The sequence below is a fragment of the Brevundimonas sp. GW821-FHT12E07 genome (genome assembly GCF_058807035.1).
Genome location: NZ_JBXAQH010000001.1, coordinates 846,784 through 868,966 on the forward strand (window position 1 = coordinate 846,784; position 22,183 = coordinate 868,966).

Annotated in this window: 15 protein-coding genes; 12 read left to right on the forward strand and 3 right to left on the reverse strand. The window is 68.1% G+C overall.

The window, feature by feature from the left end:
• Positions 1 to 69: 69 nt before the first annotated feature.
• Entirely contained in the window at positions 70 to 2,877 is a 2,808-nt protein-coding gene (locus AC1ROD_RS04250) for a M16 family metallopeptidase (protein WP_492947005.1), read from the forward strand.
• Between the two features lie 82 nt (positions 2,878 to 2,959).
• Here AC1ROD_RS04250 and AC1ROD_RS04255 read toward each other — a convergent pair whose 3' ends face one another.
• From AC1ROD_RS04255 to AC1ROD_RS04265, 3 genes are read right to left on the reverse strand one after another with little or no spacing between them, the layout of a single operon-like run.
• Complete coding sequence (locus tag AC1ROD_RS04255; RefSeq protein ID WP_492947006.1) at positions 2,960 to 4,390, reverse strand: efflux transporter outer membrane subunit; 1,431 nt, start codon at positions 4,388 to 4,390, stop codon at positions 2,960 to 2,962.
• Positions 4,390 to 7,638 (reverse strand): efflux RND transporter permease subunit, encoded by a 3,249-nt coding sequence (locus AC1ROD_RS04260; protein ID WP_492947007.1) that lies wholly within the window; start codon positions 7,636 to 7,638, stop codon positions 4,390 to 4,392. Before AC1ROD_RS04260 ends, AC1ROD_RS04255 begins: the two co-directional genes overlap by 1 nt.
• 7 nt (positions 7,639 to 7,645) lie before the next feature.
• Complete coding sequence (locus tag AC1ROD_RS04265) at positions 7,646 to 8,860, reverse strand: efflux RND transporter periplasmic adaptor subunit (protein ID WP_492947008.1); 1,215 nt, start codon at positions 8,858 to 8,860, stop codon at positions 7,646 to 7,648.
• Positions 8,861 to 9,026: 166 nt separating this feature from the next.
• Between AC1ROD_RS04265 and AC1ROD_RS04270 the strand changes: the two genes are divergently transcribed.
• From AC1ROD_RS04270 to AC1ROD_RS04320, 11 genes are all read left to right on the forward strand, one after another.
• Complete coding sequence (locus AC1ROD_RS04270; RefSeq protein WP_492947009.1) at positions 9,027 to 9,596, forward strand: TetR/AcrR family transcriptional regulator; 570 nt, start codon at positions 9,027 to 9,029, stop codon at positions 9,594 to 9,596.
• Between the two features lie 563 nt (positions 9,597 to 10,159).
• On the forward strand, positions 10,160 to 11,896 hold the full coding sequence (gene ilvD / locus AC1ROD_RS04275) for a dihydroxy-acid dehydratase (RefSeq protein ID WP_492947010.1): 1,737 nt from the start codon (positions 10,160 to 10,162) through the stop codon (positions 11,894 to 11,896).
• A 3-nt stretch (positions 11,897 to 11,899) separates the two neighbouring features.
• On the forward strand, positions 11,900 to 12,907 hold the full coding sequence (gene ilvC / locus AC1ROD_RS04280) for a ketol-acid reductoisomerase (protein WP_492947011.1): 1,008 nt from the start codon (positions 11,900 to 11,902) through the stop codon (positions 12,905 to 12,907).
• A 26-nt stretch (positions 12,908 to 12,933) separates the two neighbouring features.
• Positions 12,934 to 14,646 carry an acetolactate synthase 2 catalytic subunit gene (gene ilvG, locus AC1ROD_RS04285; protein ID WP_492947012.1) on the forward strand — a complete coding sequence of 571 codons (1,713 nt, stop codon included), beginning with the start codon at positions 12,934 to 12,936 and terminating at the stop codon, positions 14,644 to 14,646.
• On the forward strand, positions 14,643 to 14,897 hold the full coding sequence (locus tag AC1ROD_RS04290) for an ACT domain-containing protein (protein WP_492947013.1): 255 nt from the start codon (positions 14,643 to 14,645) through the stop codon (positions 14,895 to 14,897). Before ilvG ends, AC1ROD_RS04290 begins: the two co-directional genes overlap by 4 nt.
• Before the next feature lie 3 nt (positions 14,898 to 14,900).
• Positions 14,901 to 16,316 carry a 3-isopropylmalate dehydratase large subunit gene (gene leuC, locus AC1ROD_RS04295; RefSeq protein ID WP_492947014.1) on the forward strand — a complete coding sequence of 472 codons (1,416 nt, stop codon included), beginning with the start codon at positions 14,901 to 14,903 and terminating at the stop codon, positions 16,314 to 16,316.
• Positions 16,309 to 16,899 (forward strand): 3-isopropylmalate dehydratase small subunit, encoded by a 591-nt coding sequence (gene leuD, locus AC1ROD_RS04300; RefSeq protein ID WP_492947015.1) that lies wholly within the window; start codon positions 16,309 to 16,311, stop codon positions 16,897 to 16,899. Before leuC ends, leuD begins: the two co-directional genes overlap by 8 nt.
• On the forward strand, positions 16,899 to 17,999 hold the full coding sequence (leuB, locus tag AC1ROD_RS04305) for a 3-isopropylmalate dehydrogenase (protein WP_492947016.1): 1,101 nt from the start codon (positions 16,899 to 16,901) through the stop codon (positions 17,997 to 17,999). The genes leuD and leuB overlap by 1 nt, the downstream gene beginning before the upstream one ends.
• A 195-nt stretch (positions 18,000 to 18,194) precedes the next feature.
• Entirely contained in the window at positions 18,195 to 19,553 is a 1,359-nt protein-coding gene (locus tag AC1ROD_RS04310) for an ammonium transporter (RefSeq protein ID WP_492947017.1), read from the forward strand.
• A 137-nt stretch (positions 19,554 to 19,690) separates the two neighbouring features.
• A complete protein-coding gene (locus tag AC1ROD_RS04315; RefSeq protein ID WP_492947018.1) occupies positions 19,691 to 20,383 on the forward strand; it encodes a TorF family putative porin in 693 nt (230 codons plus the stop codon).
• Between the two features lie 249 nt (positions 20,384 to 20,632).
• Entirely contained in the window at positions 20,633 to 22,168 is a 1,536-nt protein-coding gene (locus tag AC1ROD_RS04320; protein ID WP_492947019.1) for an MFS transporter, read from the forward strand.
• Positions 22,169 to 22,183 lie beyond the last annotated feature (15 nt).

The following is a 22,183-nucleotide window of genomic DNA, read 5'->3' on the forward strand; positions in this document are numbered from 1 at the left end:
TGCCGGGGGCGATCAGCGGGCTACGCAGCTGTAACGGCCCAGCTGGGCCCCTCGCATTCGGAGGATTTCATGCGTTCGACCGCCCGCCGCCTAGCCTTGATGGGAGGCGTCGCCGCCTCCGTCGCATTCGCCTCCGCCGCCTGGGCCACGCCTGAACCGGCTGCCCCCGCCGCCGGCGCTACGCAGCGTGGCGAGCGTCTGGCGCCGCTGCCGCCGATCGACATTCCGTTCACGAAATTCGTCCTGAACAACGGCCTGACCCTGATCGTGCACGAGGACCACAAGGCTCCGATCGTGGCGGTCAACATCTGGTACCACGTGGGCTCCAAGAACGAGCCGGCCGCGCGGTCGGGCTTCGCCCACCTGTTCGAACACCTGATGTTCAACGGCTCGGAGAACTTCAACAACGACTTCTTCAAGGCCACCGAGCTGCTGGGCGCGACCGACCAGAACGGCACCACCAACACCGACCGCACCAACTATTTCCAGAACGTCCCCACCTCCGCCCTGGATTCGATCCTGTGGCTGGAGAGCGACCGTATGGGCCACCTCGTCGGCGCCATCGACCAGGCGCGTCTGGATGAGCAGCGCGGCGTCGTCCAGAACGAGAAGCGCCAGGGCGAGAACCAGCCCTACGGCCGCGTCTGGGACGCGATCACCAACGCCACCTATCCGGCCGACCACCCCTATGGCCACACCGTCATCGGCTCGATGGACGACCTGAACGCCGCCGATCTGGATACGGTCAAGGCCTGGTTCCGCGACTACTATGGCGCTTCCAACGCCACCATCGTCCTGGCCGGCGACATCACGCCCGAGGAAGCCAAGGCCAAGGTCGAGCAGTATTTCGGCGACATCCCCGCCGGACCGCCCGTCACCCATCCCAACCGGATGATCGCCCCCATGGTCGGCCATCAGTCCGAGACCATGTACGACCGCGTCGGCCAGCCCCGCATCTACAAGGTCTGGAATACCCCGGAAGCCGGTACGGCCGACAGCGACTATCTGGGCCTGCTGGGCCAGGTCCTGTCCTCGGGCCGCAACTCGCGCCTCTACAAGCGTCTGGTGTTCGACGATCAGGTCGCGGTCGGCGTCAACGCTGGCCAGAACGAGAGCGAGATCGGCAGCCAGTTCCTGGTCATCGTCACCGCCAAGCCGGGTCAGGACCTCAACCGCATCGAGGCCATTGTCGATGAAGAGATGGCCAAACTGCTGCGCGACGGCCCGACCGCCGAGGAGCTGGAGCGCGCCCGCACGGTTCAGGGCGCCGGCCTGGTGCGCGGCACCGAGCGCATCGGCGGCTTCGGCGGCAAGTCCGACCTGCTGGCCGAGAGCCAGGTGTTCCACGGCGATCCGAACGCCTGGAAGGAAAGCTATGAGCGCGTCCTGGCCGCCACCCCGGCGAATCTGACCGCCGCCGGCCGCCAGTGGCTGACGGACGGCAGCTATACGCTCGATGTCCTGCCGATGCCCGACTACGCCGCCGCGACGACGGGCGTCGATCGGACCCACGGCGTGCCCGCCACGGGCGCCGTTCCCGCCGCCATCTTCCCCGAGGTGCAGCACGCCACCCTGTCGAACGGTCTGAAGGTGGTTCTGGCGCCGCGCGACGGCGTGCCGACCGTGTCGATGAACCTGATCGTCAATGCGGGTTCCGCGACCGACGCCGCCGACAAGGCCGGTATCGCCTCGCTGGCCCCGACGGTGATGACCAACGGCACCGACACCCTGGACGCACTGGAAATCTCGGACCGCACCCAGCTCCTGGGCGCGACCCTGGGCGCCGGCTCGGCCGCGGACTACTCCAGCATCTCGATGACGGCGCTGGCGACCCGGATGGAGCCTTCGCTGGCCCTCTACGCCGATGTGATCCAGCACCCGGCCTTCCGCCCGGCCGACTTCACCCGCGCCCAGGCCCAGCAGGTCGCCGGCATCCAGCAGTCGAATCGTAGCCCGGGCGCCATCGCCGGCCGCGTTCTGGCCGCCAATGTCTATGGCCCGAACAGCCAGTACGGCCGTCCGACGAGCGGCACCGAGGATACGGTCAAGGCCCTGACCCCGGCCGACGCCGAGGCCTATCACGCGACCTGGTTCCGTCCCGACAACGCCACCCTGGTCGTGGTCGGCGACACGACCCTGGCCGAGCTGCAGCCGCAGCTAGAACGGGCCTTCGCCGGCTGGAAGGCGCCCGCGACCCCGCTGCCGGCCAAGCCCGCGACCTCGGTCATGGCCGCTCCGGCCCAGCCGCGCGTGCTGCTGGTCAACCGTCCGGGTCCGCAGGCGATCATCACCGCCGGCCGCTTGACGGCGCCGTTCGACGCCGCCACCGAGCCGCGTCAGGACGCCTTCAACACCGCCTTGGGCGGCGCCTTCACCAGCCGGATCAACATGAACCTGCGGGAAGACAAGCACTGGTCCTACGGCGCCTCGTCGGGCGTGCGCACGGCCATCGGCCCGCGCATGTTCGCCGCCACCGCCGCGGTCCAGTCGGACAAGACCGCCGAGAGCGCGGCCGAGGTTCGCAATGAGCTGACGAACGTCGTCGGTTCGCGTCCGGTCACCGAGGCCGAACTGACGGCGGTCAAGGCCAACCTGATCCAGGGCATGGCCGGCGGCTGGGAAACCAACGCCGCCGTCATGGGCGAACTGACCCGCATGGTCGTCTACGGCCTGCCGGAAGACTACTACACCGCCTACGCCCGCGAGGTGAACTCCACGACCCCGGCCATGGCCGCGACGGCGGCGCAGACGGTGGTCGGCTCCGGCCCCACGACCTGGGTCATCGTCGGCGACGTGGCCGCGATGAAGTCCAAGATCGAGGCCCTGAATCTGGGTCCGGTCACGGTGGTGGACGTCAACGGCAACCCCGTCCCTTAAGGGACGGGCGGACGCCTGAAACGACGAAGGGGCCGGTGATCACTCACCGGCCCCTTTGCTTTGCTCGAGTGTGAGCTCGAGGTCAGGTCTCTGCCTGCCAGCCTCCCGCCAGCGCCTTGAACAGGGCGATCTGGTAGGTGGTGACGAGGGCGTCCGACTGGGCCAGAGCCGCCTCGGCGCCGGCCAGGGTCCGTTCGGCGATCAGCACCGTCAGGAAGCTGTCCGCGCCCGCGTCGAAGCGGGTGCGCGACAGGGTGGCGGCGCGCGCGGCCTGATCGCGCGCTTCGGTCAGGGCCGTACGCCGGTCCAGTTCGTTGGCGTAGTTGGACAGGGCTGTCTCGGTCTCCTGCAGGGCCGTCAGCACGGTCTGGTCGAAGGTCGCCAGGGCCGCGTCGCTCAGGGCGCCCGTCTGGGCGATCCGGGCGCGGGCCACCGCTATGTTCGGGAAGGACCAGCTGATCAGCGGGCCGAAGGAGAACCGGTAGTTCTCGTCCTTGCCGAGATCGCCCGAGTCCAGCGCCGTCGACCCGAAGGATCCGCCCAGGCTGATGGTCGGATAGAGCGAGGCCGTGGCCACGTTCACCCGTGCGGCCGCGGCGGCCAGGTTACGTTCGGCCTGACGTACGTCGGGACGACGGGCCAGAAGCGCCGCGCCATCGCCGACCGGGATCGGCTGGCTGAGCCGGGGCGGGCGGGCGCAGGTCTTCGCCGCTTCCGAGGCCTCGGCCGGGGTGCGGCCGGTCAGGGTCGACAGGCGGAACAGGGCCTCGTCGCGGGCGGCCAGAAGCGAGGGCACGGCCGCCCGGGTCTGGGCGAGGGTCGAGCGCGCCTGGGCGACGTCCAGACCGGTGCCGGCGCCGCCGTCCAGCAGGCGCTGGGTCAGGTCGACGGTGTTCTGCTGCAGGTCCAGGTTCCGTTGGGCGACGGCGATCTGGGCGTTGGCGGAGCAGGCGTCGGCATAGGCGCGGGCCGTCTCGGCGGCGACGCTGACGCGGACCACGTCGACGGCCGCCGCCTGGGCGTCGGCGTCGGCGCGGGCGGCGCGGATCGTGGAGCCCACGCGGCCGAACAGGTCGATCTCGTAGGAGGCGCTGATCCCGGCGTCATAGGTGTCGACTTCAGGCCCCTGAACGCCGGTGGCGCTGGTCGCGGCCGAGCCCTGGCTGCGCGTCGCCGAAGCGCTCAGGTTGGTGGAGGGCAGGCGGCCGGCGCGGGCTTCCGAGAGGGAGGCCCGGACGGCGCGCAGATTGGCCTCGGCCGCTTCCAGCTGGTTGTTCTCGGCGAAGGCTTGGGTGATCAGGCCGTCCAGCGTCGGATCGTTATAGAGCCGCCACCAGTCGTCGCGGGCCTCGGCGGTCGAGGTGACCGCCGTCGAGGAAGAGCCAATGAAGGCGCCCGACGCCTGGGGGGGAAGGTCGGCGTCGGGCGCCTTCGGCCCAACCGCGCAGGCTGCCAGAACAAGGGCGGCCGGGGCGACGGTCAGGAACCGTTGAACGTAGGAACGAGCAGTCATCAGAGGTCTCCGGCCGGGCCCGTGGCGGGCAGCGGCTGGTTGGGGTCTTGCGGCGGGGTCCCGGTGGTCGGGGCCGGCGGCGTCTTGGACGGCTCATGCGGGATGCGGGCCGCGATGGCGCGCGTCAGCACATAGAAGACCGGCGTGAACAGCAGACCGAAAATGGTCACCCCCAGCATCCCGAAGAAGACCGCCGCGCCCAGGGCCTGGCGCATTTCGGCGCCTGGACCTTCGGCCAGCACCAGCGGCAGAACGCCGAGGATGAAGGCGAAGGAGGTCATCAGGATCGGGCGAAGACGGGTCCGGGCGGCGGAGACGGCGGCGTCCCAGCGGTTCAGGCCTTCTTCTTCCGCCTGTTTGGCGAACTCCACGATCAGGATGGCGTTCTTCGCCGCCAGCGCCACCAGCACCACCAGTCCGACCTGGACCAGGATGTTGTTGTCGAGACCCAGGGCGTTGACCCCGAGCATGGCGGCCAGCACGCACATCGGCACGATCAGGATGACCGCCAGCGGCAGGGTGAAGGCCTCGTAGTTGGCGGCCAGCACCAGGAAGACCAGCAGGACGGACATCGCGAAGATCAGACCGGCGCCGCCGGACGCGGATTTTTCCTGGAAGGCCAGTTCGGTCCATTCGTAGGAGAAGCCCGGGGGCAGGGTGGCCGCGGCCAGTTGCTCCATGTCGGCGATGGCCTGACCGGACGAGATGCCCGGCGCGCCCTGACCCTGCAGCTCGGCCGCCGGGAACAGGTTGAAGCGCACGATCCGCGACGGACCGGAGTCCTGGCGCAGATTGGCCAGCGAGCCGATCGGCACCATGGCGCCCGAGGCCGACTTGACCTTCAGATTGGCGATGTCGGCCAGGTCGTCGCGATAGGACGGCTCCGCCTGGGCGGTGACGCGGTAGGTGCGGCCGGCCATGTTGAAGTCGTTGATGTAGGACGAGCCCAGATAGATGCCCAGGGTGCTGAACACCGAGGACGGCTGGACGCCCAGCATCAGGGCCCGGTCACGGTCGACGTCGGCGGCGATGCGCGGCGAGGCGGTGTTGTAGGTCGAGAAGACCTGCTGCAGCTCGTCGGGCTTCTGGGCTGCGGCGCCCATCATGGCGAAGGTGGCGCCTTCCAGCGCACGGTAGCCCGCGCCGGAACGGTCCTGGACCATCATCTTGAAGCCGTTGCCGGTGCCCAGACCCTGAACCGAGGGCGGGGCGATGACGAAGATATTGGCTTCCTCGATGCCGCCGGTGGCCTGGGTGATGGCCCCGGCGAGGGCGGCCGCCTTGGTCTCCTTGGACTTGCGGTCCTCGGACGGGTCCAGACGGACGAAGATGGTCGCGGCGTTGGAGCCGAAGGCGAAGCTGGAGCCGTCGAGGCCGGCGAAGGCCACGGTGCCGTTGACGCCTTCCTTGGACTGGATGATGTCCTTGGCCTTCAGCATCACTGCCTGGGTGCGGTCCAGGGACGAACCGGCCGGCAGCTGGATGACGCCGATCAGGAAGCCCTGGTCCTGCTCGGGAATGAAGCCCGAGGGGGTGTCGACCAGACGCCAGGCGGTCAGGGCCAGCAGGCCCGCGTAGACGACCAGGACGATGGCGACCAGACGCACCAGTTTGGCGGTGACCCGACCGTACTGGTTCGACAGCCAGTCGAAGCCTTCGTTGAACTTGCGTCCGCCGAGGCCGACGTACCAGACGACCGAACCCCAGACGCCCGGCTTGCGATGGCCATGGCCTTCGGCGTGCGGCTTGAGCAGCAGGGCGGCCAGCGCCGGCGACAGGGTCAGGGAGACAAACAGGGAGGTCACCGAGGCCGCGGCGATGGTCACCGCGAACTGGCGATAGAAGATCCCCGGAATGCCCGGCACGAACATGGTCGGGATGAAGACCGAGACCAGCACCAGACCGATGGCGATCAGGGCGCCGGACACTTCCTCCATCGAGCGATAGGCGGCGTCGCGTGGACTGAGCCCCTCGCCGATCAATCGCTCCACGTTCTCGACCACGACGATGGCGTCATCGACGACGATGCCGACGGCGAGGATGAGGGCGAGCAGCGACAGGGAGTTCAGCGAATAGCCGAGGGCCAGCTGGACCGCGAAGGTGGCGACCAGGGCGACCGGGATGGCGATGATCGGGATGATCGCCGCGCGCCAGGTCTGCAGGAAGACCATGACCACGATGACGACCAGGATGATCGCTTCCACCAGGGTGTGCTGCACCGACTCGACCGAGGCGGCGACGAACTCGGTCGGGTTGTAGGCGACCTTGACCTCGGCGCCTTGCGGCAGGTCCTTGCGGATGGCTTCGAGCTCGGCCTGGACGCGTTCGGCGGTGCCGAGCGCATTGGCGCCGGGCTGCTGGACGATGGCGACGCCGACGCCGCGCTTGCCGTCGAAGAAGCCGCGGATGCCGTAGTCCTGGGCGCCCAGCTCGACGCGGGCGATGTCGGACAGGCGGGTCACGGCGCCGTTGGCGTCGGTCTTGAGCACGACCTGGCCGAACTCTTCGGGCGTGTTCAGACGGCCTTGAACCTGAATGGGTTGCTGGAAGGCGGCGGCGTTGGTGGCGAAGGGCGGGGCGCCGATCGAACCGGCCGCAGCCTGGACGTTCTGGGCCTGCAGGGCGGCGATGACTTCCGAGGCGGACAGGTTGCGGGCCGCCGCCTTGGCCGGGTCGATCCAGACGCGCATCGAATAGTTGCCTCCGCCGAAGACGGTGACCCCGCCGACGCCCTCGATCCGCAACAGTCGGTCGCGGATGGTGGAGTTGGCGTAGTTGCCCAGATAGTCGTTCGAGAGGCTGCCGTCCGGCGAGGTGACCGAGGCGATCAGCAGGAAGCCCTGCGACGCCTTGGCGACCACGACCCCGGTCTGACGCACCTGATCGGGCAGGCGCGGCTCGGCCAGGGCGACGCGGTTCTGGACAAGCACCTGGGCCTTGTCGAGGTCGGTGCCCGGCTTGAAGGTGACGGTGATCGCCACCGCCCCGTCGGAGGTCGACGAGGAAGTGACGTAGAGCATGTCCTCAACGCCGTTGATTTCCTGCTCGATAGGGGCGGCGACGGTCTCGGCCAGGGTCTCGGCCGAGGCGCCCGCGAAGGCGGCGTTGACGGTGATCGTGGGCGGCGCGATCTCCGGGTACTGCGAAAGCGGCAGCAGCGGATAGGCGGCGATGCCCACGATGGTGATGACCACCGACAGCACGGCCGCGAAGATCGGCCGGTCGATGAAGAAGCGGGAGATGTTCATGTGTGGATCAGTCGCCGATCGCAACGCTGCCCGAGAGAGCGCTGGCTGAGGTCGCCGTGGCGGCCGGGGGGGCATAGGTGACGGGGGCGGCGTTGGCCGTCGGCGTATGGGTGATGCGGCCGGGGTTGGCCTTCACCTTCTGACCGGGCTGCTGAACGCGCGAGCCGCCGTTGATGATGACGCGGTCCTGGGCGGTGATGCCCGAACGGATCACGCGCAGGCCGTCGATCAGCGGGCCGAGGACCACAGGGCGCGGCGTGACCGTGCCGTCGGCCGCGACGACCGCGACGGTGCGCTGGTCGGCGCCGGCGGAGACCGCCGAATCCGGGACCAGCAGGGCGTCATAGGCGCCGGCGCCGGCGACGCGGATCTGGCCGAACATGCCGGGCTTCAGGAAGCCGTCGCCGTTCTGGATGATGGCCCGCAGGCGGATGGTGCCGGACGACGGATCGATGGCGTTGTCGGTGAAGTCGAGCGTACCGGCGTGACTGAACTCGGCCTCGTCCTGCAGGCGGATGCGGACCGGGGCGCCCTTACCGGCGCGGACCTGGCGCTGGTACTTGAGCAGGGTCGCTTCCGAGCCGTCGAAGACGAACCAGATCGGCGAGGACGACACGATGGTGGTCAGGACGTCGGCGGCCGACGATCCGCCGGCGACCAGGTTGCCCGGATCGGTGCGGCGGTTGGAGACGCGGCCCGAGACCGGGGCGGTCACCCGGGTGAACTCGACCTGCAGCTGGGCGGAACGGACATTGGCCTGGGCGGCGGCGACATTGGCCTCTGCGGTGCGCAGGGCGCCGGTGTTGGCGTCGACCTCGGCCTGGGAGACCGCTTGCGAGGCCAGCAGGCCTTGCGAGCGCGTCAGATTGGTGCGGGCCAGAGCCACCTGGGCGTTGGCCTGGGCGACCTGGGCCTGGGCGGCGGCGAGGGCGGCCTGGGCCGGACGCGGATCAAGCGTGAACAGCAGCTGGCCGCGCTGGACGTAGTCGCCGTCCTTGAAATGGACCGACTGGATATAGCCGCCGACGCGGGCGCGGACGTCGACCTGCTGGGTCGCTTCGAAGCGGCCGGTGAAGTCGTCCCAGTCGACGATGCGTTCCTGCAGGGGGTTGGCCACGGTGACCGGGGCGGGGGGCGGCGGGCCGGCGGCCTCGCTCTTGGAACAGCCATAAAGCGCGGCCGCAATCATTGCGGACACGGCGACGATCTTCAGCCTGCGCATGCAAGGCCCTCCAGCAAGCAATTTGAGTCCAGGCGGACAAACGGGCAAATGGGGGGACGCGCCCGCAGGTCAACACCTGATGACATGTTTATTGTGCGACTGCGAAAACCTTGTCAACAGACGATGACATAGCCATACTCCCAATGGGGCCTTTGAGGACATCAACTTGAGTTTCGAGCTTTGCAGCAGACCCCGGAACGCAGCGGCGACGCGAGAGGCCATTCTGAAGGCCGCCAACCGTCGCTTTTCGGCTGAAAGCTACGACCAGGTCGGCATGCGCGACGTCGCCCGCGACGTCGGCGTCGATCCGGCTCTGATCTCGCGTTATTTCGGCTCCAAGGAAGAGCTTTTCGTCGCCGTGCTCGAGGACTGCGGCAACGGCTCCAGCATCACCGAGGGTCCGCGAGAGACGTTCGGCGAGCGTATGGCGCACGATCTCGTCTACGGCCCGAAGAAGGAGGGCAAGCTGGAGTGGCTGCTGATTCTTCTGCGCTCCATCTCCTCGCCAAAGGCCGCCGAGATCGTCCAGCGCAACTCGCGCAACCGCTTCTATCAGCCCTTTACCGACTGGGTCGGCGGCCCGGACGCCATCATTCGCGCCCGTCTGGCCGGAGCTTTCATGATGGGACTGGCGATCAGCCGCGACATCACCGGCGGCTTCGACATGACGCCGGCCGAATGTGAATCGATGTGCAAACGGCTCGCCGGATTGCTTCAGGATTTGATCGACAACTGACACCGCTGTCGGTCAGGGATTTTGCGCGGCGCGCCTCGGGGACGGCCCGCAAACCCTGCCTCTTTCGTGCTGACCGCAACGCTCCGGCTTTTCGACGCTGGCCGTTTTCGCCTGAACGGTCAGAGTGCAGGTGCGGCTTTCGACCCTCAGTCGCCATATCGAGGTGAATTTTACCTCCCGGGGTCATCTGGGGCTGAAAATTGGAAATTTATTCCAAGTGCCGGTTGCGCCGGGCCGGTTAATCTGGCTTTATGCCGGGGTAAGCAGGAGATCGGCCGTGCGCCAATCCATTCGCCATGACCAGAAGACGCGGGGGGCTCAGGCCGTCGCCGCGGCGCGCGCAAGCGTCGGTCCCGCGATGCTGACCACCCTCATTCTCAGCGTACTCCTCGGCCTTCTCCTTACCGGAGCGGGATGGATGCAGCTGACCTGAGCACACGCAAAATCAGGATCACACGCAGACACCCGCTCCCGCCAGGAAGCGGGTTTTTTCATACCCGAAACGACCCCGAACGCCGTTCCGCCACCCCCGACCGACCGACCAGCAGAAACGACCGCCTCCCGTGACCACGCAAGATTCCACCCCAGAGAACAGCACCGGCAACCGTCGGAGCTCGGTCGTGACCAAGGGCCCGAACCGGGCGGCGGCGCGCTCCTATCTGCGCGCGGCGGGGATGCAGGACGCCGATTTCGACAAGCCGATGATCGCCATCGTCAACACCTGGTCGACCATCACCCCGTGCAACATGCATCTGAACCGTCTGGCCAATGACGTCCGCGCCGGGATCATCGCGGCGGGCGGCTATCCGGTCGACTTCAACACGGTGATGGTCACCGACGGCATCTCCATGGGCACGCCCGGGATGAAGGCTTCGCTGATCTCCAGAGAGGTCGTCGCCGACTCGATCGAGCTGGCCGTCGAGGGGCATCAGCTGGACGGCGTCGTCTGCATCGTCGGTTGCGACAAGACCATCCCGGCGGCGGCCATGGCCCTGGCGCGGATGGATATCCCGGGCCTGGTCTATTACGGCGGCACCATCATGCCGGGCGTGATCGGTTCCAAGGAGGTCTCGGTCCAGGAGGTCTTCGAGGCCATCGGCGCCCATGGCGCGGGCACGATCGACGACGAACAGCTGAAGATGGTCGAGAGCGCCGTCTGTCCCGGCGCCGGCGCCTGCGGCGGCCAGTTCACCGCCAACACCATGGCCATGGCCCTGGCCGTCATGGGCATCTCGCCCATGGGCGCCAACGACGTCCCCGCCGTCGACCCGGCCAAGGCCGCCGAGGGTCATCGCTGCGGTCAGCTGATCGTCGAGCGCGTCTTCGCCGGCGACAGCGCTCGCAAATACATCACCCGCGCCAGCCTGAAGAACGCCGCCGTCGCCGTCTCGGCCTCGGGCGGATCGACCAACGCCGTCATGCACCTGACCGCCATCGCCATCGAGGCGGGCGTCGATTTCGGCGTCGAGGACTGCCACCAGGCCTGCGTCGAGGCGCCGGTCATCTGCGACCTGAAGCCGGGCGGCAAGTTCCTAGCCTCGCACCTGTACGCCGCCGGCGGCACCCGTCTGGTCACCCAGCGGCTGGCCGAGGCCGGCAAGATCGTCAACACCCCGACCGTCTCGGGCCGCAGCCTGTTCGCCGAGGCCGCCGAGGCCGAGGAGACCCCCGGTCAGGTGGTGGTCGCCACCATCGAACAGCCCATCATGGAGCGCGGCTCCTATGCGGTCATCTACGGCGATGTCGCCCCCGAAGGCGCGATCATCAAGCTGACCGGCCACAAGGTCGATCGCTTCGAAGGTCCCGCCGCCGTCTTCGATTCCGAGGAAGACGCCTTCCACGCCGTCCAGGACGGATCGGTCGGCGAGGGCGACGTCATCATCATCCGCTACGAAGGCCCCAAGGGCGGTCCGGGCATGCGCGAGATGCTGCAGGTCACGGCGGCGCTGAAGGGGCGTGGCATTTCGGATGTCGCCCTGCTGACCGACGGCCGCTTCTCGGGCGCCAGCTACGGCTTCGTCGCCGGCCACGTCTCGCCGGAAGCGGCGGTCGGCGGGCCGATCGGCCTGATCCGCGACGGCGACCGCATCACCATCGATGTCACCAACCGCCGCATCGACGTGGACGCCGACCTGGCCGCGCGGCGCGCCGACTTCGTCCTGCCGCCCATGGCTCCGGCCCACGGCGTCTTCGCCAAATATCGCGCTTCGGTGGCTTCGGCCTCGCAGGGCGCCGTCACCATTCCCAACCCTCCGCCGGCCCAAACGCCCGCGACCATTAAAGAAACCGAGAAGGCCTGAGCCATGGAAATCTACACCAACGACGACATCCGTCCCGGCGTCATCGCCGGCCAGCGCATCGCCGTCATCGGCTATGGCTCGCAGGGCCGCGCCCACGCCCAGAACCTGAAGGACTCGGGCCACGACGTCATCGTCGGCGTTCGTGAGGGCGGCAAGGGCTGGAAGAACGCCCAGTCGGACGGCCTGGCCACGGCCGAGCCTTCGGAAGCGGTCAAGGACGCTGACATCATCGCCATCCTGACGCCGGACATGGCCCAGGCCGAAATCTACAAGACCGTCATCGAGCCCTTCGCCAAGGCCGGCTCGGCCCTGCTGTTCGCCCACGGCTTCTCCATCCTGTACGGCCGCGTCACCCCGCGCGAGGACATGGACGTCATCCTGGTCGCGCCCAAGGGCCCCGGCGATCTGGTCCGTCGCGAGTACGCCCGCGGCCGCGGCGTCCCCGCCCTGTTCGCCATCGAGAAGGACGTCACCGGCAAGGCCCGCGACCGCGCCATGGGCTATGCCAAGGGCATCGGCGGCGCGACCGGCGGCCTGCTGGAAACTTCGTTCAAGGAAGAGACCGAGACCGACCTGTTCGGCGAACAGGCCGTCCTGTGCGGCGGCGCCAAGGAACTGGTCATGGGCGGCTTCTCGACCCTGGTCGAGGCCGGCTACCAGCCCGAGATCGCCTATTTCGAATGCCTGCACGAGCTGAAGCTGATCGTGGACCTGTTCTACGAAGGCGGCATCACCAAGATGAACGAGTTCATCTCCGAGACCGCCAAATGGGGCTCGGTCGTCTCCGGCCCGCGCGTCATCAACGGCGAGACCCGCGAGCGCATGAAGGAGATCCTGACCGAGATCCAGAACGGCACCTTCGCCCGCGAATGGATCGCCGAGAACGAAGCCGGCAAGGGCGCCTACGACGCCCTGGTCAAGGCCGACTCCGAGCATCCGATCGAGGTCGTCGGCGCGGGCCTGCGCGAGCGCATGGCCTGGCTGCACGCCCCCAAATCCGAAGCCGCCTGAGCGCCTGAGTAACCAGAGTCAGACCGATGAGCGCCGCCGCGACAGCCATAAAGCCTTCCGCCGAGACCGAACCCCAGTCGGGTGCGCGTCTGGTGGTCTCCACGCTCGAGAAGCTGGGGGTCGAGGTGCTGTTCGGCTATCCCGGCGGCGCCATCATGCCGATCTACGACGCCATCGCCGGGTCGAAGCTGCGCCACTATCTGTGCCGCCACGAGCAGGGCGCGGCCTTCGCGGCTGACTCCTATGCGCGGGTCTCGGGCAAGGTCGGGGTCTGTATGGCGACCTCGGGACCGGGCGCGACCAATCTGGTCACCGGCATCGCCAACGCCATGCTGGATTCCATCCCCATGGTCTGCATCACGGGCAATGTGGCCCAGGGCGTCATGGGCATGGACGCCTTCCAGGAGGTCGACATCCTGGGCGTCACCCTGCCGATCGTGAAACACTCCTATCTGGTCCGTAGCGCCGCCGACATTCCGGCGGTGATCGAGGAGGCCTTCCACATCGCCCGCTCGGGCCGCCCGGGACCGGTCCTGATCGACCTGCCCAAGGACGTCCAGTTCGAGATGACCGACGCCCCGCGCGGCATCCATCTGTCCAATGAGATCGACGTCGCCGAGGGCGCCATCATCGCCGAGGCCGAAGCCGCCATCCGCGCCGCGAAGAAGCCCATCCTGTACATCGGTGGCGGGGCCAAGATCTCGGGCGCGGTTGAGGCGGTGCGCGACTTCGCCCGCATCACCGGCATCCCCCAGGTTTCGACCCTGAACGCCCTGGGCACCATCCCGACGGGTCAGGACAACTTCCTGGGCATGCTGGGCATGCACGGCACCCGCGCGGCCAATGAGGCGGTCCAGGACTCGGATCTGTTGATCGTCGTCGGCGCCCGCTTCGACGACCGCGCCACCGGCAAGCTGACCGAGTTCGCGCCCCACGCCGGGGTCGTTCATTTCGACATCGACCCGTCCGAAATCGGCAAGCTGCGCAAGGTGGCGGTCGGCGTCACGGGCGACCTGAAGCCCAATCTGGAAGCCCTGAACGCCCGTCTGGGTCGCGGCGCCCCGATCGAGGTCTCGGGCTGGGCCGACCAGTGGCGCGCCCGCTCTGTCGAGACCGCCTTCGACTATAATGCGCCGGGGGAGGGGGTCTTCGCGCCCCAGCTGCTGAACGAACTGTCGAAGAAGGCCGGGCCCAACTTCATCGCCGCCTGCGACGTCGGCCAGCACCAGATGTGGGTCGCCCAGTACTGCGAGTTCTCGCGGCCCCAGGCCCATATCACCTCGGGCGGTCTGGGCTCGATGGGCTTCGGCCTGCCCGCGGGCGTCGGCGCCAAGCTGGCCGAGCCGGACGCCTGCGTCGTCACCATCACCGGCGACGGCGGGGTCATGATGAACATCCAGGAGCTGGCGACCGTCAACCGCTTCAAGATCCCGCTGAAGATCATCCTGCTGGACAACTCCCGCCTGGGCATGGTGCGCCAGTGGCAGGAGTTCTTCTTCGAGCGGAACTTCTCCGAGGTTGATCTGTCGGACAATCCGGACTTCGTGAAGGTCGCCGAGGCCTTCGGCATCCCGGCCTTCCGCATCGACCGCCGCGATCAGGTCTCGGCCGGCATCGACCGGCTGCTGGCCGCCGAGGGGCCGATCCTGGCCCACGTCATTATCGATCCCGCCGACAACGTCTGGCCCCTGGTTCCCCCGGGCAAGAACAACGGCGAAATGCTGGAGGGCTCACGATGAGCGACACCATCCATATCCTGATCGACCGCGCCGACGGCGCCCTGCAGCGTCTCATCGGTCTGGTGGAGCGGCGCGGCTTCCACATCGACGCCATGGACATGGCGACTGAAGGCGCCGCCCTGCGCATCGCCCTGACCGTGCGCGGTCGCGACGCGGGCCGGTCCATCGTCAACCTGGGCCAGCAGATCGACCGTCTGGTCGGGGCGCGCCGCGTCTCGAACGACGCAGCCTTTCGCTTCGAGGCCGCCTGAACGATGAGCGTACCGCGTACATTGTATGAAAAGGTCTGGGACCGGCATCTGGTCGTGCCGGAGACCGACGCCACGCCCGGCGTTCTGTATATCGACCTGCATCTGGTCCATGAGGTCACCAGCCCTCAGGCCTTCAGCGAAATCGAGAGCCGCGGGCTGAAGATCCGTCGGCCCGACCGCACCTTCGCGACGCTCGACCACTCCACCCCGACCCTGCCTGCCGTGAACGGCCAGCGCCCCTATGTCACCGACGAGGCGCGCGATCAGGTGGCCCGGCTGGAGAAGAACTGCGCCGCCCACGGCGTCGAGCTGGCGGGCTGGGATTCCGACGCGCGCGGCGTCGTTCACGTCATGGGGCCGGAGCTGGGCCTGACCCAGCCGGGCATGACCGTCGTCTGCGGCGACAGCCATACGGCGACCCACGGCGCCTTCGGGGCCCTGGCCTTCGGCATCGGCACCTCCGAGGTCGGCCATGTGCTGGCGACCCAGTGCCTGCTGCAGCGGACGTCGAAGACCCTGCGGGTCACCGTCGACGGCGAACTCCAGCCCGGCGTCTCGGGCAAGGACGTGGCCCTGGCCGTGATCGCGGCCCTGGGCTTCGGCGGCGGCACCGGCTACGTCATCGAATATGCGGGCGAGGCGGTGCGGTCCCTGGACATGGAAGGGCGCATGACCCTGTGCAACATGTCCATCGAGGCCGGCGCCCGGGCAGGCATGATCGCCCCCGACCAGAAGACGATCGACTGGTTGCGCGGACGCCGGAAGGTTCCTCAAGGGCTAGCCTATGAGGCGGCCGCCGCCGAATGGCTGACGCTGGCTTCGGATCCCGGCGCGGTGTTCGACAAGGAGGTCGTGCTGGACGGCGCGGCCATCCGCCCGATGGCGACCTGGGGCACCACGCCCGACGCCGGCGCCCCGATTGGATCGAAGGTTCCCGAGCCCCAGTCCGAAAGCGACCGCAAGGCCATCGCCTATATGGGCTTCGAGGCCGGGCAGACGACGACCACCCAGGCCGTCGACGTTGTCTTCGTCGGCTCCTGCACCAACGGCCGCCTGCCGGATCTGCGCGCCGCCGCCGAGGTGCTGAAGGGCCGCAAGGTCAAGGACGGGGTTCGCATGCTGGTGGTCCCGGGCTCGGAGGCCGTGCGCCGAGACGCCGAGGCAGAAGGTCTGGATCAGGTCTTCATCGCCGCCGGGGCCGAATGGCGCCTGCCGGGCTGTTCGATGTGCATCGCCATGAACGGCGATGTGGTTGGCGCCGGCCAGCTGGCGGTCTCGACATCCAACCGCAATTTCGAGGGCCGTCAGGGCAAGGGCGCCCGCACCATCCTGGCCAGCCCGGCGACCGCCGCCGCCTCGGCCATCGCCGGGGTCCTGACCGATCCGCGCGTCTATCTGAGCGAGGCCGTCGATGCCTGAGCCGATCAGAGTGTTCACCTCCCGGTCGCTGGTCCTGACCCAGGCCAATATCGACACCGACCAGATCATCCCGGCCCGCTTCCTGACCACGACGGAGACGACGGGTCTGGGCGCCAAGGCCTTCTACGACTGGCGCTATGAAGCCGACGGCTCGGCGCGGCCCGAGGCCGTGCTCAACCGCATCGACCCGGCCGAGCACCGCATCCTGGTGGCAGGCGACAATTTCGGCTGCGGCTCGTCGCGCGAGCATGCGCCGTGGGCGCTCTACGACTACGGCTTCCGGGCGGTGATCTCGACCAATATCGCCGACATCTTCACCTCCAACGCCCTGAAGAACGGTCTGCTGCCCATCGTCGTCGATCAGGCGACCTGGGACGATCTGGTGGCCCATCCGGAACAGCCGGTGACCATCGATCTGGAGACCAATGAGGTGCGGCGCGGCAACCATGCCCCCGTGACCTTCGCCGTCGAGGCGTTCGCCCGCCAGTGCCTGCTGGACGGCGTCGACACCCTCGGCTGGCTGCAGAACAAGCTGCCTGATATCGAAGCCTATGAGCGTGGCCACGCTCCGGAGACCGTCTGATGCCCACGCCCAAAACCTGGAAGATCGCCCTGCTGCCCGGCGACGGCGTCGGCCCCGAGGTCATCGCCGCGACCAAGGCGGTGCTGCAGGTCATCGGCGACTTCTACGACCACGACTTCCAGTTCTCCGAGCACCTGATCGGCGGGGCCGGGATCGATGCGGTCGAGAACCCGCTGCCGCAGGACACCATCGACGCCTGTCTGGCCTCGGACGGGGTGCTGCTGGGCGCCGTCGGCGGACCCAAGTGGGACGGCCAGAAGCTGCGGCCGGAACAGGGGCTGCTGGGCCTGCGCAAGGCCATGGGTCTGTTCGCCAACCTGCGCCCGCTGCAGGTCTCGCCGGTCATGGCGCACCGCTCGCCGCTCAAGAAGGAGATCGTCGAGGGTGTCGACCTGATCGTCTTCCGCGAGCTGACCGGCGGCGTCTATTTCGGCGACAAGGTCCGCACCGAGACCATGGCCTCGGACCTGTGCGTCTATTCGGTCGAGGAGATCGAGCGGGTCACCCGCGCCGCCTTCAAGATCGCCGTCCAGCGGCGCGGAAAGGTGACCTCCGTCGACAAGGCCAATGTCATGGAGACCAGCCGCCTGTGGCGCGAGGTCGTGACCCGCATCCACGCCGAGGAGTTCCCCCAGGTCGAGCTGAAGCACGCCCTCGTCGATTCGATGGCCATGCACCTGATCCAGCGGCCGCGCGACTATGACGTCATCCTGACCGAGAACATGTTCGGCGACATCCTGTCGGACGAGATCTCGGTGCTGGGCGGCTCGATTGGCCTGCTGCCTTCGGCCTCGCTGGGATCGGGTGGTCCGGGCCTGTTCGAGCCCATCCACGGCTCGGCGCCGGACATCGCGGGTCAGGATCTGGCCAACCCGGTCGGGACGATTCTCTCGGCCGCCATGCTGCTGCGTCACGGTCTGGGACTGGAGGACGAGGCCGGTTCGATCGAGGCCGCCGTGGCCGCTGTCCTGGCCGCAGGCGCCACCACGGCCGACCTGGGTGGCGAATTGGGCACACGTGCGGCCGGGGAGGCGATCATCGACGCCATCCGCGCCATCCACTGGGCGGCTGCACATCGTGTGCAGATGCACTGGGGTTAAGCTTTTCGTTAGCATTTGCGAAAGGGGTGTGAATTTTCGAAATCACGCCTCTTTCCGGCAATATCCCTCAAGACGGCCGTGCTGAAATAATACGGCAGCACGAAAATTGCGCCGATCACGGCAAACCCTCTTGCATATGTCCGTTTTGCGATGGTTACCTCGCAGTTGCGAGATTGCAGAGGGGCTACAACGCAAATGTCACAGGTACTGAATCGACTTCCGGGCATCCTTGCCCTGCTGATATTGACCGCCGTGCTGTTTTACGCTGGCGGCGCCTTCGCCCAGGACGCCGCAGCGGCGCCGGCTCCGGTTCTGGCCGGACACCAGGCTGTGCTTGAACTGAACGGCGCGGACACCGCCTGGATGGCCACCTCGGCCGCCCTGGTTCTCCTGATGACCCTGCCGGGTCTGGCCCTGTTCTACGGCGGCATGGTGCGCCGCAAGAACGTCATCGCCACCATCACCCAGTCCGTCGGCGTCTTCGCCGTGGTGACCATGGTCTGGTTCATCGCCGGCTACTCCCTGGCCTTCGGCAAGAACCCCGACCCGACCCTGAACAACTACATCGGCAGCCTCGACGCCCTGTTCCTGAACGGCGTGACGCTCGAGACGGCGCACAGCCTGCTGCCGGGCATCCCCGAGTTCGTCTTCCTGACGTTCCAGATGACCTTCGCCATCATTACCCCGGCCCTGATCACCGGCGCCTTCGCCGAGCGCTTCAAGTACTCGGCCCTGCTGCTGTTCACGGCCCTGTGGTCGCTGCTGATCTACTCCCCGATCTGTCACTGGGTCTGGGGCGGCGGCTTCCTCGGTTCGGCCGGCGTGCTGGACTTCGCCGGCGGCGCGGTCGTTCACGTCAACTCCGGTGTCGCCGGTCTGGTCTGCGCCCTCTTCCTGGGCCGCCGCAAGGGCTATGGCACTGAGCCGATCAACCCCCACAACCCCGTCCTGACCATGATCGGCGCCTCCCTGCTGCTCGTGGGCTGGATCGGCTTCAACGCCGGTTCGGCGGGCGCCGCCAACGGCCTGATGGGCGTGGCCCTGTTCAACACCATCGCCGCCGCCGCCGCCGCCGCCCTGACCTGGAAGATCATCGAGGTCATGCACAAGCGGAAGCCGTCGCTGATCGGCATGCTGTCCGGCATCGTCGCCGGTCTGGTCGCCATCACCCCGGCCGCCGGCTTCGTCGACCCGAAGGGCGCCGTCATCATCGGCCTGCTCGCAGGCCCGATCTGTTACGTCTCCTCGGTCTGGATCAAGAAGCTGCTGCGCTACGACGACAGCCTGGACGCCTTCGGCATCCACGGCGCGGGCGGTCTGGCCGGCGCCCTGCTGACCGGCGTGTTCGCCTCCACCGCGATCAACAGCCTGTCGGGAGACGCCACCATCGCCAAGCAAGCCATCGGCCTGGCCTGGACCATCGCCTACTCGGCGGTCGGCACCCTGGTCATCCTGATCATCTGCAAGTTCACCACCGGCCTGCGGGTCTCGGATGCTGAAGAAGCCGAAGGTCTGGACACCGTGCTGCACGGCGAGTCGCTGGAGCACACCTGAGCCACAGCGCGGGATGCGGCTGGAACCGCATCCCGCGTGACCACCTCAAGACCGGATACCACCCAAGACCAATCGACCGGAGCTCCGGAGCTCTCTCATCCGCCGGTCGTTCTCACACTCACTGGAAGGGGATACCCATGAAACTGCTCACCGCCTCCGCCCTCGCCGGGGCCGCCGCCCTGGCCCTGCTGGCCTCCGCCGGCGCCGCTTCCGCCCAGGACGCCTCGATCACCGCCAACATCGCGGTCACCAGCGACTACGTCTTCCGCGGCTTCAGCCAGACCAATGAAGACCCGGCCGTCCAGGGCGGCGTCGATGTCACCGTGGGCAGCTTCTACGCCGGCGCCTGGGCCTCGAACGTCGACTTCGGCGACAACACTGAAGCCGAGATCGACGTCTACGGCGGCTTCCGCGGCGAGACGGCCGGCTATGCCTGGGACGTCGGCGTGGTCACCTATCTGTACGCCCCCGGCGCCAACCAGGACTACGACTATGCCGAGCTGAAGGTCGCGGCCTCGCGCGCCATCGGCCCGGTCACCGCCGGCGCCGCGGTCTACTTCTCGCCCGACTTCTTCGGCGTCGACAAGGAAGCGACCTATGGCGAACTGAACGCCGCCTACGCCACGCCGGTGACCGGCCTGTCGGTCTCGGGCGCCGTCGGCAAGCAGTGGCTGAACGTCACCGACGACTACGTCACCTGGAACCTGGGCGCGACCTACGCCTTCGCCGGCACTCCGCTGGCGCTGGACGTCCGCTACACGGGCACCGACGTCGACAACGCCCCGCTGGCCGACGACCGCGTGTTCGCCACGCTGAAGGCCACATTCTAGGTCCGAAACGGTGTTATAAGGCCCTGTTCGCGGTGTGAGACGCGGACAGGCTGCACCCCGATCCGGCGCTGTCGGGATGGGGAATGCATCTGAAAGTGGCCTCGCGGCGCGCCCGCGGGGCCACTTTTGGTTACGGCAAGGCTGAAACGGCTGGACCGCACGCCCCTGTCCGTGGAAGCAAGGCTTATCAAGAGCCTCCACGACGCATCCAGCGCCGGAGGGGCCGCCCGGGAACCGCAACAGGACCTCATGAGCCAGTCAGACGTCACCGACACCGCAGCACCGAAGGGCGCAGGCCTCGCCTTCGCCTATGTGACCACCCTCTTCTTCGCCTGGGGCTTCGCCACCTCCCTGGTCGATCCGCTGATCGCGGCCGTGCGCGGGGTGTTCGAGCTGAGCTTCACCGAGGCCCTGCTGACCCAGTTCGCCTGGTTCACCGCCTATGGCGTCTTCTCCCTGCCGGCGGCCGCCGTCCTGTCCAAGCTGGGCTATGCCCGGTCGATCGTCAGCGCCCTGGGCGTCATGGTGCTGGGCGCCCTGATCGTGCCCCTGTCGACCCTGATGAACTTCTATCCGGGCGTGCTGATCGCCCTGTTCGTGATCGGCGGCGGGGTGACTCTGCTGCAGGTCGCGGCCAACCCGCTGGCGGCCTCGCTGGGCTCGGCGGGCAAGTCGCACTTCCGCCTCGTCTTCTCCCAGGCCTTCAACTCCCTGGGCACCGTGGTCGGCCCGCTGCTGGGCGCGACGGTCATGCTGTCGGGCGGCATCTTCGTCGCCGGGGGCGTGACCGAGCTGGCCTCGTTCGAAGGCATCGTCCTGCTGGGTCTGGGCCTCGTGCTCGGCGCCGTCGCGGGCGGCCTGATCGGCGGGCTGAAGCGCTCCTTCAAGAGCTGGCTGATCATCGGCGCGGCTCTGGGTCTGGCCATCGGCTGGCTGGTCTTCCTGCAGCACTACATCGGTCAGGTTGAAGCGACCGGCGCCGCCGCCGCAGCCAATGTCGATCTGACCCCGGCCGCCGCCGCTCCGGCCGCCGCGACGCTGGATCCGGCCCTGCGCGCCGTGACCCTGCGCAACATCGACTTGGTCTTCTTCATCCTGGCCGTCCTGTTCGCCGCCCTCGGCGCCTTCATCTGGCTGATCCGCTCGCGCCTGAACCAGCCCGGTCAGGAGAGCGGCCACGTCGAGTCGCCGTTCAAGGCCCTGTCCTCGCCCTGGGCCATCGCCGGCGCCGGCGCCATCTTCCTCTATGTCGGCTCCGAGGTCTCCATCGGCAGCCTGATGACCAACCTGCTCCACTCCGAAGGCACGCTCGGTCTGCGGATCGAGGACGCCGGCCGTCTGGTCGCCCTGTACTGGGCCGGCGCCCTGATGGGCCGGTTCGCGGGCAGCGCCCTTCTGACCCGCGCCCCGGCGGCCCTGCTGCTGACGCTCTGCACCGTGGCGGCGGCGATCCTGAGCTTCGTCGTCTTCCAGAGCACCGGCGCGGCAGCGGCCTTCGCCGCCCTGGCGATCGGCCTGTTCAACTCCATCATGTTCCCGGCCATCTTCACCCTGACCCTGGAGCGTTCGACCGCCCCGGCCTCGGCGACCTCAGGTCTGCTGGTCTTCGGCATCATCGGCGGCGCCCTGCTGCCGTTGCTGGCCGGTCAGATCGCCGACATGGGCAACCTGAACCACGCCTTCATCGTGCCCCTGATCGGCTATGTGCTGCTGACGGTCTTCGCCGTCGCCGCCATGCGGACCAAGCCGGTCACGGCCGCGGGCGTTAGCGCCGCCAGCCACTGATCTGAACCGCGTCTG